Annotated in this window: 17 protein-coding genes; 8 read left to right on the top strand and 9 right to left on the bottom strand. The window is 66.7% G+C overall.

Going from position 1 to position 13,447, the window contains the following annotated elements; genetic code table 11:
* Positions 1-46: 46 nt before the first annotated feature.
* The 3 genes from G3T36_RS05940 to G3T36_RS05930 form a co-directional block, all read right to left on the bottom strand.
* Positions 47-904: an amidohydrolase family protein gene (locus tag G3T36_RS05940; protein WP_163288626.1), complete on the bottom strand. Its 858-nt coding sequence runs from the start codon at positions 902-904 to the stop codon at positions 47-49.
* On the bottom strand, positions 897-1,868 hold the full coding sequence (locus G3T36_RS05935; RefSeq protein ID WP_163288625.1) for an aldo/keto reductase: 972 nt from the start codon (positions 1,866-1,868) through the stop codon (positions 897-899). The genes G3T36_RS05940 and G3T36_RS05935 overlap by 8 nt, the downstream gene beginning before the upstream one ends.
* A 114-nt stretch (positions 1,869-1,982) precedes the next feature.
* Positions 1,983-2,783 (bottom strand): SDR family NAD(P)-dependent oxidoreductase, encoded by an 801-nt coding sequence (locus G3T36_RS05930; RefSeq protein ID WP_163288624.1) that lies wholly within the window; start codon positions 2,781-2,783, stop codon positions 1,983-1,985.
* Between the two features lie 137 nt (positions 2,784-2,920).
* Between G3T36_RS05930 and G3T36_RS05925 the strand changes: the two genes are divergently transcribed.
* From G3T36_RS05925 to G3T36_RS05900, 6 genes are all read left to right on the top strand, one after another.
* Positions 2,921-3,508, top strand: coding sequence for an RNA polymerase sigma factor (locus G3T36_RS05925; RefSeq protein WP_163288623.1), 588 nt, complete (start codon positions 2,921-2,923; stop codon positions 3,506-3,508).
* On the top strand, positions 3,505-4,701 hold the full coding sequence (locus G3T36_RS19575) for a hypothetical protein (RefSeq protein ID WP_205245036.1): 1,197 nt from the start codon (positions 3,505-3,507) through the stop codon (positions 4,699-4,701). Before G3T36_RS05925 ends, G3T36_RS19575 begins: the two co-directional genes overlap by 4 nt.
* A 128-nt stretch (positions 4,702-4,829) precedes the next feature.
* Positions 4,830-5,234 carry a hypothetical protein gene (locus G3T36_RS05915; RefSeq protein ID WP_163288622.1) on the top strand — a complete coding sequence of 135 codons (405 nt, stop codon included), beginning with the start codon at positions 4,830-4,832 and terminating at the stop codon, positions 5,232-5,234.
* Between the two features lie 88 nt (positions 5,235-5,322).
* Positions 5,323-5,628, top strand: a complete 306-nt coding sequence (locus tag G3T36_RS05910) for a DUF7882 family protein (RefSeq protein WP_193570871.1) — start codon at positions 5,323-5,325, stop codon at positions 5,626-5,628.
* Entirely contained in the window at positions 5,628-5,960 is a 333-nt protein-coding gene (locus G3T36_RS05905; RefSeq protein ID WP_163288621.1) for a DUF7882 family protein, read from the top strand. Before G3T36_RS05910 ends, G3T36_RS05905 begins: the two co-directional genes overlap by 1 nt.
* 19 nt (positions 5,961-5,979) lie before the next feature.
* Positions 5,980-6,258 carry a hypothetical protein gene (locus tag G3T36_RS05900; protein ID WP_193571048.1) on the top strand — a complete coding sequence of 93 codons (279 nt, stop codon included), beginning with the start codon at positions 5,980-5,982 and terminating at the stop codon, positions 6,256-6,258.
* Between the two features lie 2 nt (positions 6,259-6,260).
* Here G3T36_RS05900 and G3T36_RS05895 read toward each other — a convergent pair whose 3' ends face one another.
* A complete protein-coding gene (locus G3T36_RS05895) occupies positions 6,261-7,010 on the bottom strand; it encodes an EAL domain-containing protein (protein ID WP_163288620.1) in 750 nt (249 codons plus the stop codon).
* A 262-nt stretch (positions 7,011-7,272) separates the two neighbouring features.
* Between G3T36_RS05895 and G3T36_RS05890 the strand changes: the two genes are divergently transcribed.
* Positions 7,273-8,085: an alpha/beta fold hydrolase gene (locus tag G3T36_RS05890; RefSeq protein WP_240148365.1), complete on the top strand. Its 813-nt coding sequence runs from the start codon at positions 7,273-7,275 to the stop codon at positions 8,083-8,085.
* Positions 8,082-9,512 (top strand): sensor domain-containing protein, encoded by a 1,431-nt coding sequence (locus G3T36_RS05885; RefSeq protein ID WP_163288619.1) that lies wholly within the window; start codon positions 8,082-8,084, stop codon positions 9,510-9,512. The genes G3T36_RS05890 and G3T36_RS05885 overlap by 4 nt, the downstream gene beginning before the upstream one ends.
* On the opposite strand, the gene G3T36_RS05880 is transcribed toward G3T36_RS05885, so the two are convergent.
* The 5 genes from G3T36_RS05880 to G3T36_RS05860 form a co-directional block, all read right to left on the bottom strand.
* A complete protein-coding gene (locus tag G3T36_RS05880) occupies positions 9,493-9,921 on the bottom strand; it encodes a nuclear transport factor 2 family protein (protein WP_163288618.1) in 429 nt (142 codons plus the stop codon). The two genes, G3T36_RS05885 and G3T36_RS05880, sit on opposite strands and share 20 nt — an antisense overlap.
* An 86-nt stretch (positions 9,922-10,007) precedes the next feature.
* Positions 10,008-11,213, bottom strand: coding sequence for an aminotransferase class V-fold PLP-dependent enzyme (locus G3T36_RS05875; protein ID WP_163288617.1), 1,206 nt, complete (start codon positions 11,211-11,213; stop codon positions 10,008-10,010).
* Complete coding sequence (locus tag G3T36_RS05870) at positions 11,210-11,545, bottom strand: L-rhamnose mutarotase (protein ID WP_163288616.1); 336 nt, start codon at positions 11,543-11,545, stop codon at positions 11,210-11,212. Before G3T36_RS05870 ends, G3T36_RS05875 begins: the two co-directional genes overlap by 4 nt.
* Before the next feature lie 5 nt (positions 11,546-11,550).
* Positions 11,551-12,261, bottom strand: a complete 711-nt coding sequence (locus tag G3T36_RS05865) for a GntR family transcriptional regulator (protein WP_163288615.1) — start codon at positions 12,259-12,261, stop codon at positions 11,551-11,553.
* A 56-nt stretch (positions 12,262-12,317) separates the two neighbouring features.
* A complete protein-coding gene (locus G3T36_RS05860; protein WP_163288614.1) occupies positions 12,318-13,442 on the bottom strand; it encodes a mandelate racemase/muconate lactonizing enzyme family protein in 1,125 nt (374 codons plus the stop codon).
* Between the last annotated feature and the right edge of the window lie 5 nt (positions 13,443-13,447).

Below are 13,447 nucleotides of genomic sequence, written 5' to 3'. Positions count from 1 at the left end.
TGCGCAACGGATGCGCGCTACTGACTGTTCGCATCCGATCGACCGCCTAGAGACGGTAGAAGGAACGCGCCGTGCCCGCGAGGATCGCGGCCCGGTCGTCCTCCGCCAGGCCGGCGACCAGCTCCGCAGTGCCGTTCCACACCCGCGTGTACCCGCCCGCGATGAGCGACACCGGCCAGTCCCCGCCGTACATGAGGCGGTCCGCACCGAACACGTCGAGCGCTCGATCGAAGACGGGGCGTATGGACTCGACCGTCCAGTCCCCCGGCTCACCGACCGCCGAATACAGTCCAGAGACCTTGCCGAAGACGAGCGGATTCGAGGCCACCTCGCCGAGCAGCGACGACCAGGGCTCCCGCTGATCCGATCCGATCGGCGGTTTGTTGAGATGGTCGAGCACCATCCTCAGTCGCGGATGGCGTTCGGAGATCGCGAGGACGGCGCGCAGGTGCTCCGGGAGAACACCGACGACATCGAACGGAACGTCGGCGTCTTCGAGGAGGCCGAGTGTCGCATCCACGTCGGCTCGCAGGATCCAGCCCGGGTCGGGGCGATCGTGGATGAGGCTGCGAATGCCGCAGAACAGCGGATCGCGCTGCAGCTCGGCGAGACGGGCTGCGGCACGCTCGGGGTCGTCGAGCGGGAGGTACCCGACGACGCCCACCACGACCGGGTTCGCCCGCGCCACCTCGAACATGAAATCGGTGTCGTCGTCGTTGTCCGCGGCCTGGACGAGCACGGTCCCGGTGACGCCGGCCGCCTCCAACTCCGGCAGGACCTCATCCATGCCGAACGAGCGGTACAGCGGGCCGGCCGCGGGCGTCAGCCAGGAATACTCGGCTCGATCCAGATCCCAGACGTGCTGGTGGGCGTCGATGATCCCGTGGGACGATCCGTCAGACATCGCGCACCAGGCCTCGTTCACGGAGTGCGGTCCAGAATTCGTCGGGGATGCTCGCACCGTAGCGCCGGACCGTCTCCGTGACCTGCGCAGCCGTGCGCACTCCGACGACGACCGACACGACCGCCGGGTGGCGAAGCGGGTAGGCGATGGCAGCCTCCGGCAGGGTGATGCCGAACTCCTCGCAGACGTCGGCAAGCGCGTTCGCCCGTGAGATGACCTCGGCCGGCGCCTGCGCGTAGTTGTAACTCGCATCAGCGGGCGGCCGAGGCTGCGCGAGCAACCCGGAGTTGTAGACGGCGGCGGCCACGATGCCGACACCCCGCTCCTCGGCGAGGGGAAGCAGATCGTCGAGCGCTCCCTGCTCGAGCAGTGTGTACCGCCCGGCCAGCATGATCACGTCGACGTCGTGGCGGCGCACGAATTCCGCCGGCATCGCGGATTGGTTCATGCCCGCGCCGACGGCCCGCACGACACCCTCGTCGCGCAGTTCGATCAGAGCCGGGATCGCCTCGGCGTGCGCCTGTTCACCGAACTCGTCCGGGTCGTGCAGGTAGGCGATGTCGATGCGATCGAGCCCGAGTCGTTCGAGGCTTTCGGCGATGGAGCGGCGGATGCCGTCACGGCTGAGATCCCACTCGCGTCGCAGGGTCGCCGGGACGGCGAACCCCTCGTCGTCCATGACACCTTCCGGATAGCCGCTCGGGACGAGCAGCCGGCCCACCTTCGTGGACAGCACGAATTCGTCGCGCGGCCGTGCGGCGAGCGCCGCGCCGAGGCGGCGTTCGGAGAGCCCGAGGCCGTAGTGCGGTGCGGTGTCGAAATACCGGATGCCCGCATCCCACGCCGCGTCGACGGCCGCAGACGCGTCCTCGTCGGTGGTCTCGTGGAACAGGTTGCCGAGTTGGGCGGCACCCATCCCGACCTCGGTCAGGGGGACGGACGAGCGCAGGGAGCGACTCAGCATCGAGGAACCTCCATCGGGGACAAGGAATACTAAAGGTTAGACCAAAACGTCCGTTGGAGCCATTTTTCGCGGCATATATGGCACATCCGACCCGATTGGTCGGACCAAAGGCCGCTAGGTGCGTTCCTCACCGATGCTGTTGCCGCCATCCACCACGACCACCTGACCGGTGACGTACGAGGCTCCGGGTGTCGCCAGCCACGCGATCACCGACGCCACCTCTTCTGCGGTCCCGCTTCGTCGCAGCGGCACCCGGTGCCCTTCCTCCTCTTCGCTCGCGAGTTGGGAGCCGGTCGCGATCCACCCAGGGGCGACCGCGTTGGCGGTGATCCCGAATGCCGCCTCGTCGACGGCCAGCGCTCGCGTGAGACCCACCATGCCTGCCTTCGCCGCGGCGTAGGCGACGTCGGCTCGCGAAGCCATCACCGGTCCGCTCACGCTGGAGACATTCACGATCCGGCCCCACCGAGCGGCCCGCATCCCCGGCACGACCATGCGGGTGAGCAGGAATGCGCTCGTCAGGTTCATCTCGAGGCTCCGCCTCCAGTCCGCGACGTCGCCGGTCACATCACCGGACAACATCTGCGCCTGCGAGACGTTCACCATTCCCGCATTGTTGACGACGATCGTCGGCTCGAGCGATGCCGCCTCGAGTTCGGCCGCCAGCCGATCGACGCCGTCCTCAGAGTCGAGGGTCGCGATGAATCCGACGGCGTCGATCCCGGCGTGCTGCAACTCGGCGACCCGCTCATGGATGCGCTCGGTGGTCGACGTGATCGCCACGCGTGCACCCAGCTCGCCCAGCGCCCGGGCCGCGGCGAATCCGATTCCTGTCGCGCTGCCCGCGCCGCTGATGAGGGCCAGCCGCCCCTCGAGGTCGAAGGTTGCAGGAACGTGCCGCGGGCGTGTGCTCATGGCCCCAATGCTAGAGTCCGGTCGGCAGGACGTGCTGCAGCGCTCCCCCTCACCGGCGAAGGCGGTCGAACCTGGTCGGGTATAAGCATTGTGGCGGATCGATGGAACCGTTTCGGAGGCTGCGGACATAAGTGGACATGGGGATCCCGTTGGATGAGGGGGCGTCGCTGTGGCAGAGAGCCATCGGCGGCGATACGGAGGCGTTCGGCGCGCTCTTTGAAACACACCGTGACCGTGTCTTCGGCCAGGCGTTGCGGCTCATGCGGTCGCGGCACGACGCCGAGGACGTCACGGCACTCGTCTTTCTCGAAGCATGGCGGCGCAGGGAGTCGGTGCATGAGGTAGACGGTTCGATCCTGCCCTGGTTGCTGGTCACGACGAACTACGTGGCCAAGAACGCGGCACGCGCTATGCGGCGTCACCACCTGGCGATGGCGTCGATACCGGCGCCATCGCCGACACCCGACTTCGCCCCGGACGTCGACGATCGGCTCGATCGCTCAGAGCGTGAGGTGGCCGCGCGCGCCGGGTTCGCCCGGCTTTCCGCAAGCGACCAGGCCGTAGTGACCCTTTGCGTGATCGAAGGCCTCACGACGGCTCAGGCGGCGGCCGCCCTCGGAGTGCCGTCCGGCACCGTCAAATCGCGGTTGTCCCGGGCCAAACGAAGACTCGCCGAATTTCTGCCGGAGACTGCGGCCTCCGAGAACGCGCTGGGAGGTGCATGATGGACGGCCAGCCGACATTCGACGCTGCACGCAGCGCAGCGATGAAGACCATGCTGATGAAAGTGGCGGGAGAGCACACGACCCCTCCGCGCACGAAACGGATCGCACTGATCGTCTCGCTCACGGTGGGGGCCCTCTTGCTGGCGGGTGGCGGCGCCGCCTGGGCCATCACCGGGATGCCGTTGTTCCAGGCGCCGGCACCAGCACCTGTCGTGGTGTCGCCGTCCCCCTCCGTCACTCCGACGCGCACTCCGACTCCGAAGCCGGCTCCCGCACCGAGCCCGATCGCGGATCCGGGGCCGCCGTATTCGACCGTGCCGGTCGACTGCGCCACGTTGGCCGCACGAGCCGGACTCGACAGCATCGTGTCCAACCCGAAGCTTTCGGATGTCACGAAATTCGACGACCCCGGCGTCATCCAGTCCGGTGTTCTCGACTGCAACTGGTTGAGTTCGGGACTCCAACTGCTCGTCTCAACCGACACGAGCACCGGATCGGCGGACATCGCCGATCAGCGCAAGGTCGACGCATCCAATCCGGACATCGGCGACCTGTCGGCGCTCCGGTGCATCGAGATCCACGACTGCACGGTCTCGGTGATCAGCGGCTCGTACTGGCTCAATGTCCGCGCGACAAGTGCATCCGACGCAACGTCGATCGACAGAGCGACCCGTTCAGCCCGCGGCTTCACAGAAGCCCTGGCGCAGACACCGCAGCCTCGGGCGCCGTGGACTTCGCTTCCAACGTCCTGGTCGACAGTCACCGATTGCTCGCAGGTGACGACCGAGCCGCCGGTGCCGCAATTCCTCGGTTCTCCGTTGCTGACGGGACCGCAGCCCGTCGTCCAGGGCACGATGGATTCGATCAGCTTTCACGAGAATCAGAGCGTCAGCTGCGCCTGGGGTCCTCCATCCGGTGTCGCGATACCAGCAGGAAGCGTCCGTAGCGTCAGTCTGAGCATCACCCCCGGCGCCGTGTGGGCTTATCCGACCTGGGCCGCCGGTGGCATGCCGGTCACCGTGGCGGGTGCCCAGGAGGCCTCATTCGTGTGCGGAAATCCCGAGGCGCTATGCATTTTGTACCTGGTGACGGACAACACTCTCATGCAGCTGACTTTCAACGAGTCGACTCCCGACCTTCTCGACAAAATGGAGGCGTTCGCCGCCGCCTTGATCGCCCAGCACTCCCGGTAGCGGCTCGCTGCCGACGGCCCGTGCAGACGAGCTGAGTCGATTACGGCTTCGGCGGCTTCTTGACGTGACCGGGTGCCGTCGCGCTCTTTCCGGGCGCGGAGGCGGGGCTGTCGCTGGGCGAAGGCGACGTGCCCGACGACGAAGCGGGGGCAGGCGCCGGCCCGGTCGTCGACTCCAGAATCGGTGCAACGGGAGCGGGAGCCTGCGGTACATCCCTGCGCGGGTACGGAATGGCCGGGCGGATGGGGAACGGGACCGGCCGCGGATCGGGATGCACGGTCGCGGTCTGCTCCCTCGGCCTGGTCCTGCTCGAATGCTTCACCGGCACCGTCTCCTTTCCGGGGACGCCGGTTCAATCGGCTCTGTCACGACTCGAGCGCGACCCGGAGATACCCGATGCGATCCCCGAGCGGTGGCGCGAGCTCATCGGCTGGATGACCCAGCCCGGAGCATCCGACCGGCCATCGGCGGCAGACGTCGCGACCGCAGCCCGCGGAGCGCTCCGGGCGGACAGGGAAAACGAGGCGGACTGAGCCGCGCGTCGCAGGATCAGGCCGGACGGCATAATATCGACACGCCTGCTGCGATCCGCACACGGCGCCTGCGGAGGGAGAAGGCCGGTTGGGCAATCTGATTTACGGTTCACAAGGCGCGAAGATCGAGATCGACGACCGCCTGCTTGCGCACCTTCAGCTGGTCATCATGACGAAGCTCAGACGCAACGAGCAGTTCCTGTTCGCCTGGGACCACGATGAGGCGTACGCGCGCGGCCACACCGCCCTGTGGATCAATCCGTCCATCCCCTTGCACTTCCAGTACGTCGGTAGCCGAAGGCCGGCTCTCAATCGGGCGTGGACGGAGGCGCTGATGGATGCGGCCAACAGCGCCGGCGGCTTACGCGTCGTTCCCGAACCTGCCGAGCACTGATGGGCACGCTCCACTACGGCGACGCCACGTCGGCCATCGAGTTCGACGACCGCCTTCTCGCCCACCTGCAGTTGGCGATCGTCACGAAGCTGAGGCGGAGCGAGAGCTTCGTCTTCTCCTGGGATGTCGGTCGCGGGAGCGGAAGCGGCTACAACTCGGTCTGGATGTCGCCGACCGTCCCCATCCGCTTCACCTATCCCGCCGGCAAGCGGGGACCCATCAACCGTGCCTGGGTGGAGGCGCTGCTGCACACTGCGAACAGTGTCGCCGGGCTCCGCGTTGTCGATGAACCCGCGGCGAGCGTAGAGTCGCCAGCGCAGGCCCCAGAGTGAACGACCGAACGGACGAACAGTGATTGTCAACAGGCTTACCGTCGACGGCAGAGACTACTTCCTGCCCGAGCCCGTGACCGAGCTGCGCGAAAAGATCAAGGCCGCGATCCAGGCGGGCGGCGACTATGTCAACATCCCGCCGCTGCGCTCCGGTCCCGGCATCGACATCCTGTTCTCCCCCGGCATGCCGGTGGTGTGGAGCCAGATCGACGTAGGCGGCGACCCGGCCGAAGCGGATGGCGCGGATGTCGCCGCATCGGACTCGAGCATCGACGACGACAGCTTCGGCGGTCTGTGATCTCACGCGCCGATCAGGGAATCGATTCCTGACTTGGAGATGGGCCGCGACACGTAGAACCCTTGCGCCCGCTCGCAGCCGAAGTCACGCACGCGACGAAGCTGGTCGAGCGTCTCGACGCCCTCGGCGACGACGCGAACGCCCCGGTCGCGAATCAGTCCCACCATGATCGCAACGAGCGCCAGCCTCGTCTCGTCGTCGTCCTGGACGAAATGCTGGTCGATCTTGAGTTCAGTGAACGGCAGCTCCTGCAGCCTCGACAGCGACGAGTGCCCGGTGCCGAAGTCGTCGATGGAGATGCCGACCCCGAGGTCCGCGAGCTCGCCCAGGCGGGTCGCGACCATGGGGATGTCCTCGATGAGCTGCGACTCCGTTATCTCGATGGTCAGCAGCTCGGGCGGCATCGCATGCGTCTCGAGCAGTTCCGAGAGGCCGCCGAGGAACGCCGGGTCGGTCAACTGAACCGCTGACACGTTGACGGCGACCTCGAGATCGAGCCCGTGGCCGTGCCATCCGGCGCCGCTCTCGCAGCCGGTCTCCATCATGAAGTCCCCGATTTCGTGGATGAGACCGTTCTCTTCCGCCCGGGTTATGAAGTCGCGCGGCGGAAGCAGGCCCCGCGTCGGATGCTCCCACCGGGCCAGCGCCTCGACGGCGACGATCCGGTCGGTGCCGAGATCGATCTGCGGTTGGTAGTAGGCCGTCAGCTCACCGCGCGCGACCGCACCCTGGAGATCCTCGTCGAGGCTCATCGGTCACACCCTGTCTGTACAGTCCGCAGAATCGCGTCGCGGTGACGCGCTTACGGCTGTCGGTTCGTGGCCCACTGTTAGTCCCCTGCCGTGCAATGTCAATGCTCAACATCAGCCCGCTCGTAGCCATATACTGCCCGCCAGTCAAGCCCCCCTCAATCGTGTTGTGCGGGCTCTCGCGTGCAACTATCCTGTGCAAGCCGGGCGTCGAACATGTGGTCGACGCGTACCCGAGCGCAGACCCGGGAGCACCAGCATGACAATGGTGGCGAATCGCCAGAGCGACGTCCGTCGTCGCAATAACGTCGTCGTCTCAGGGACGGCAGGCGGTCGCCCGATGCTCTTCGCGCACGGATTCGGCTGCAGCCAGGAAATGTGGCGTGCGGTCGCGAAGGACTTCGAAAAGGATCACGAAGTCGTTCTGTTCGACCTCGTCGGAGCGGGCGGCTCCGATCGTGCCGCCTACGATCGCGCGAAATACGATTCACTGAACGGCTACGCGGACGATGTGGTCGAGATCGTCGAAGAACTCGACCTGCACGATGTGGTGTTCGTCGGTCACTCGGTCAGCGCGATGATCGGTGTCCTCGCCGCGATCAAGGCGCCCGCGCGCTTCGGTGCGCTCGTGCTGGTCGGTCCCTCCCCGCGGTACATCGACGATGCCCCCTACGTCGGCGGCTTCTCCAAACCCGACATCGACTCCATGCTCGACACTCTCGACCTCAACTACCTGGGCTGGTCGGAGGCGATGGCTCCCGTCATAGCCGGCAACGCCGACCGGCCGGAGCTCGGCCAGGAGCTCACAGAGAGCTTCTGCAGGGTCGATCCGGCGATCGCCCGCCATTTCGCCCGCGTGACGTTCCTCTCCGACAACCGCCGCGACCTCGCCGCCGTCACCACACCGACCCTGGTGCTCCAGTGCACCGACGACCCGATCGCACCGCTGCCGGTCGGAACCTACGTGCACGAGCAGATCGCCGGTAGTGAGTTCGTCGTGATGACGGCGACCGGTCACTGCCCGAACCTCTCGGACCCCGAGCTCCTCACGGAGGCGATTCGGGCCTACCTGAGATGACCGACGAGAGCGTTTCGGACGAGGCGTCGGACGACTCGTCCTTCGTCGATCTCTACGAGGAGGCACCCTGCGGCTACCTCTCGACGACAGCAGAGGGCGTGGTCATCAGAGCGAACGAGACGTTCCTGCGCCTGACGGGCCGCACACGCGAGCGCGTCGTGGGTCGCCCGCTCGCCGACCTGCTCGATTCCGGAGGCCGGCTCTTCTACGAGACCCGCCTGCTGCCTATCCTCCGGCTCAATGGCGAGGCCCGTGAGGTGTCGCTGGCGATCCTGCGCGCCGATGGGTCCGCATCCCCCGTGCTCGTCAACGCTGTCGTCGTCCGCGGCGACGACAGCGACATCCGCTTCCTCCGTTTTGCGGTCTTCGACGCCTCGGCACGCCAGGACTATGAGCGTCAGCTGCTGGCCGCCCGTCGTGCCGCGGAAGAATCGGAAGCCCGCGTCCGGGTGCTTCAGGATGCCGCGGCGTCGTTCAGCGGTCTCGACAGCGAGGCGCAGGTGGATGCGGCGATCGTCTCGATCTTCGGTGCAGCCTTCGACGCGTCGGATGTCGTGATCCTCAGTGTCGACCGCCGCGGTTCGCTCCAGCTCAAGTCCGGGCCGACGCCGCTCGACCGCTATCTCGGCGACACTCCCGAACGTCCGATCGCGAATGCGGCGTTGCTGGGTGAGATCGTGACCGTCTCCAGTCCGGCGGATGCGGAGACCAGGTTCCCCGGGTCAGCGGCAGCGATGCGCACGGCCCGGTACGGCGCCCTCACCGCCGTCCCGATGATCCACGACGGTTCTGTGCTCGGCGTCATCTCGTGTCTGTTCCGTCGAGAGCGCGAGTTCGATGAGGCCGCCGTCGAACTCCAGTCCGCTCTCGCGCGTCAGGCGGCCCAGGTTCTGGTGCGCCTTCGACTGCAACAGCAGCTCGAAGCGCTCGCTCTGAGCGACCAGCTCACCGGCCTCGGCAACCGCGTGATGATCGAGGGCGCCATCCAGCAGGCTCTGCACGGCGCCGCCGAGATCCGCCGGCCCGTCGCGCTGATCTTCATCGACCTGGACGGGTTCAAGGTCATCAACGATGAGCTCGGACACGGGGTCGGAGACGACGTGCTCAAAGAGGTCACGCGCCGGATGAGCGAAGCGGTGCGTCACGAGGACAGGGTCGGTCGGCTCGGCGGGGACGAATTCCTCATCGTGTGCGAGGACACTGACGGCGACGACGCCCGCGCCATCGCCGAGCGGGTGTGCAACGCGATCCGGCAGCCGCTCGACGACGCGCAGACCTATCCGATCACAGCCAGTGTCGGCATCGCGGTGAAGGCGGCGGACCGCGAGAGCTCGGTCACCGTGGCGACGATGATCGAGCTTGCAGACCAGGCCATGTACGCATCCAAACAGGCCGGCAAGGACCGCATCACCGTGGTCGAGGCGTAGCCGGTCGGGGGCGTTTGCCGGAGAGGCCCTCAACCGTGTCCTCGATTCCGATCGCTTCGGTTTCGACGTCCTCCATGTACAGCGTGCCCGCGACGATCAGGTCGTCCCGGATCTGGAACAGGGCGACGCCTCGAGACTCGAACGGCAGACCGTCGGTCCGCGTGCCCGACCAGGCCCATTCGCACCAGGCCGTGTCGCCCTCCCGCGCGACGTGTCGCAGCTCCATCCGGATGTCCGGGATCCCCTCGAACATCGCCTGCCAGTTGGCCCGCACCTGGGCGCTCCCCACGAAGGTGCGCGCCGGATGCGCGGGTTGCTCACTGCGATAGTCGGCGTCGAAGAGCGCGACCATGGCATCCAGATCGTGCGCGTTCGCTGCCGCCATGAGTTTCTCGATGACGTCGCTCATTGCTCCCCCTCGTGCCGGCCTCTTCCATCTTGGACCCGATCACGCGTCTCCGGAGGAACTCTCTTGTCGCGGAGTAGCGCCGATCGTTACCGGCGCACCGCGAGGAAGTCGGCAAACAGCGGAACAACGCGCTCCGCGAAGTCCTCATAGTCGCCGGCAGTGTTGTAGGCGTGAACGGACAGCCGCAAGAACCCTGAACCGTTCCAGCAGGTGATCGCCGTTTCGACGCGCGCCACATCGGACAGGTAGGCGCGGAACTCTTCGGCTTCTTCCGGGGTGGTGACCAGCCCCTTCGGAAGTCGGATGAGGCGCATCGCTCCGACGGGCATTCCCACATCGACCCGCGCGTCGAAGCCGAACAGGTCCGACACCGACCGACCGACGATGTCTTCGGCATAATCGCCGAGGGTGTCCATATGGCCCAAGACGGATCCCCACCCGAAGCGCTCCTCGATCGTTCCGAAAGCGCTGCCTGCGGCGAGATGGCCGGTGTTGTCCAAGGTCCCCTGGTGGTCGAACGACGCCGGGAACGGATACGGAGCGCCCCAGGAGTCGATGAGGGGGCTCACGTCGGCACGATGGCCTTCTGCGACCACCAACGCCGCGGTGCCGCGCGGCGCGCAGGCGAACTTGTGGAGATTGCCGACCCAGAAGTCGCCGTCCATCTTCCCCAGCGGCTCCGCGAAGACCCCCGGCGCATGCGCTGCATCAACGAGTACGGGCACCCCGATGCGGCGGGCCGCTGTCGTGATATTCGCGATGGGGAACCTGCGGGCCGTGGCCGACGTCACAGCGTCGATCACGATGAGGGCGGTTCTGGGGCCGACGTGAGCCATGACCGCCTCCTCGACCTCCTTCGCGCCGGCCGCCAAAGGAACGTGCACGTCGATGACAGCACCATCCCACCGCCGTGCGAGCCTCTCGGCACCCATGGCGACGGCACCGTACGCATGATCGGTCGTCACGACCTCCATCCCCGGGAATCCGTGGATGCTCGAGAAGACGACCGTCGCGCCCGCACTCGCATTGGGAACGAGCCCCAGACTGTCCTGCTCCGCGCCGAGGAACTCCTCGACCTCGCGCCGCGCCGCCGCCACCCTCGCGGGAAGTCCCTTGAACCAGGTGCTCGGATTCGCCTCCATCGCCTCGATGAACGCGCGCTGCACCTCCTGAGCCGCGATCGGAACCGCGCCGAACGATCCGTGATTGAGATGTGTGACAGCGGGGTCGAGGGTCCACTCGGTCCGCGCCGGACGCCCCTCCCGCGTCAGGAGGTCAGCTGGAGCCGTCACCGCTGGTTCTCGCGCTGCCGTTCGAGTTGCCACACCTCAGGTAGCACCATGCCATCCCAGCCGTCGCCCAACTGCTCGAAGTGGTCAACGTGATCGTTGATGAAGCCCTGCCACCGCTGGTTCGCGGGGTCGTCCTGAAGCGCCGCCATCGCTGCATCGAAATCGTCGCATTCGACGAGGTGGAACAGGTTCCTGCCGCTCCGCCAGATGGTCCAGTCGTGGATGCCGAACCGGTCGAAGGACGCAGCGAGGTCATCCGGGATCGTGGCGTGGGCCTGGAGGTATTCGACTTCGCGGCCTTCGCGCAGGACGGAGTGCAGGGCGATGCGCATCCCGGTCAGCCCACTTTCTCTTCGGACTCCAGGCTCGCAGCAGTCCGAAGGTACGACTTGGTGATGTGGTCGAGCATCGCCTTCTCGGCCGCCGCAGGCTTGCCCGAGCGCAGCGCCTCCAGCACGGCCTCGTGCTCGCCGCTGGTCTCCTCCACCATGCCGTGCTTGAAGTAGATGCGGTACTGGTGCATGTGAGCGCGCAGCCGGCTTATCGCGTCGGCAAGCAGGATGTTGCCCGAGTGCTCGGCGATGATCCGGTGGAAGTCGGCGTCCTGGTTCGCGAAGTCCTTGTAATCCTTGAACCGATCCTCGCCGGTGTGCGCCGCCTGACCGCTGCGGTGCATTGCCTCGACGAGCTCCTCGAGCTCGTGCAGCGTCTCCGCATCCAGTTCACCGGATGCGTTGCGTGCGGCGTACGGTTCGAGCAGGCGGCGCATTTCAAACAGCTGCCGGAGGCCCTCGCTGTCGAGCAACGAGCTCGCTGTGTAACCCTTGAGCGCCTTCTTGACCACCAGGCCTTCCGACTCCAGCCGCACGAGTGCCTCACGTACCGGTGTCGGCGAGACATTGAGTTCGCGCGCGATCCCGTCGATGCTGGCGCGGCTGCCCGGCTCGATCACCTGGTCCATCAGCAGGCCGAGCACGGCGTCATAGACGTCGTCAGCCAGCGCGCGACGAGCCGGCAGGAAGTGCTCTCCGCTCAAGCCGTTGCTCATAAGGCCATCCTAGTTGTCCGGGTCGTATAAAAGAGGATACAGGATGCAGGATCGTGTCAGGCTACCCGCAGGTCGTCGACCGCATCCATATCCCACTCGATGCCCAGGCCGGGCGCGTCCGACGCGACAGCGTGGCCGCCGCTGATCGTCATTTCGCTGCGGGTCACCGAGCGGAGTTGCGGGATGTGTTCCAGGTAGAGCGCGTTCGGGACGGCGCAGCAGAGTGAGACGTGCAGCTCCATCAGGAAATGCGGCGCCACTGCGACATTGAACGACTCTGCGAGGTGCGCGACCTTGAGCCAGGGAGTGATGCCTCCGACTCTGGCGGCGTCCACCTGGACGATGGAGGCGGCCCCGGCCTGCAGGTACTCGCGGAAGTGCCCGATCGAGTACATCGACTCACCCACGGCGATGGGGAGTGTCGTCGATTCAGCGAGGCGGCGGTGCCCTGCCATGTCTTCGGCGGGCAACGGCTCCTCGAACCAGAAGATGTCGAGCGGCTCGAGCAGTGCAGCGCGGCGGATCGCCTCCGCAGCCGTCATCGACTGGTTGGCATCGATCATGATGTCCATGCTGTCACCGACGGCCGCGCGCACAGCGGCAAGACGCTCCAGGTCTTCGTGTCCACGTGGCTTTCCGACCTTGATCTTCACACCGTTCAGCCCGTGGCGCTGCGACTCCAGCGCCTGGGCGACAAGTTCGTCGGTCTCGAAATGCAGCCAGCCGCCTTCGGTGTCGTAAAGCGGAATGCTCTGCCGCGAGCCGCCGGCAGCGACCCACAACGGGAGCCCGGAGGCCTTGCAGCGCGCGTCCCACACGGCGGTGTCCGCGGCAGCGAGCGCAAGCGACGTGATTGCGCCGACTGTTGTCGCTCGAGTTGCCGAGAACAGTGCGCGCCACACGGCCTCCGGACGATTGGAATCCATCCCGACCAGCACGTCCAACAGGCAGCTGCGAAGCATGCTGAGCACGGCCGCTCCGCCGGTCCCGATGGTGTAGCTGTAACCGAGCCCCTCGACGCCGCCCGCGGTCCGGATGCGCACGAAGATCGTCTCCTGCTTGAGGAATGACTGCACAGCGTCGGTGCGGACAGTCTCGACCTCGAGGTCGCTGAGCCACGCCTCGGCGCTGACGATCGTTCCGTCCACGGACGTGCGGGCGATGGGCGGGGCCAGGGTCATGTTTC

It is taken from the genome of Leifsonia tongyongensis, assembly GCF_010686705.1.
In the GTDB taxonomy this organism is placed as follows: domain Bacteria; phylum Actinomycetota; class Actinomycetes; order Actinomycetales; family Microbacteriaceae; genus Diaminobutyricibacter; species Diaminobutyricibacter tongyongensis.
This window is presented reverse-complemented; position numbering and strand designations above follow the sequence as displayed.

Coding starts and splice junctions, on each gene's coding strand:
- G3T36_RS05870 (WP_163288616.1), bottom strand. CDS start 11,545: ATGCGCATCGCCCTGCACTCCGTCCTGCGCGAAGGCCGCGAAGTCGAA.
- G3T36_RS05930 (WP_163288624.1), bottom strand. CDS start 2,783: ATGAGCACACGCCCGCGGCACGTTCCTGCAACCTTCGACCTCGAGGGG.
- G3T36_RS05890 (WP_240148365.1), top strand. CDS start 7,273: ATGGTGGCGAATCGCCAGAGCGACGTCCGTCGTCGCAATAACGTCGTC.
- G3T36_RS05935 (WP_163288625.1), bottom strand. CDS start 1,868: ATGCTGAGTCGCTCCCTGCGCTCGTCCGTCCCCCTGACCGAGGTCGGG.
- G3T36_RS05880 (WP_163288618.1), bottom strand. CDS start 9,921: ATGAGCGACGTCATCGAGAAACTCATGGCGGCAGCGAACGCGCACGAT.
- G3T36_RS05940 (WP_163288626.1), bottom strand. CDS start 904: ATGTCTGACGGATCGTCCCACGGGATCATCGACGCCCACCAGCACGTC.
- G3T36_RS05885 (WP_163288619.1), top strand. CDS start 8,082: ATGACCGACGAGAGCGTTTCGGACGAGGCGTCGGACGACTCGTCCTTC.
- G3T36_RS05925 (WP_163288623.1), top strand. CDS start 2,921: ATGGGGATCCCGTTGGATGAGGGGGCGTCGCTGTGGCAGAGAGCCATC.
- G3T36_RS05860 (WP_163288614.1), bottom strand. CDS start 13,442: ATGACCCTGGCCCCGCCCATCGCCCGCACGTCCGTGGACGGAACGATC.
- G3T36_RS19575 (WP_205245036.1), top strand. CDS start 3,505: ATGATGGACGGCCAGCCGACATTCGACGCTGCACGCAGCGCAGCGATG.
- G3T36_RS05905 (WP_163288621.1), top strand. CDS start 5,628: ATGGGCACGCTCCACTACGGCGACGCCACGTCGGCCATCGAGTTCGAC.
- G3T36_RS05895 (WP_163288620.1), bottom strand. CDS start 7,010: ATGAGCCTCGACGAGGATCTCCAGGGTGCGGTCGCGCGCGGTGAGCTG.
- G3T36_RS05865 (WP_163288615.1), bottom strand. CDS start 12,261: ATGAGCAACGGCTTGAGCGGAGAGCACTTCCTGCCGGCTCGTCGCGCG.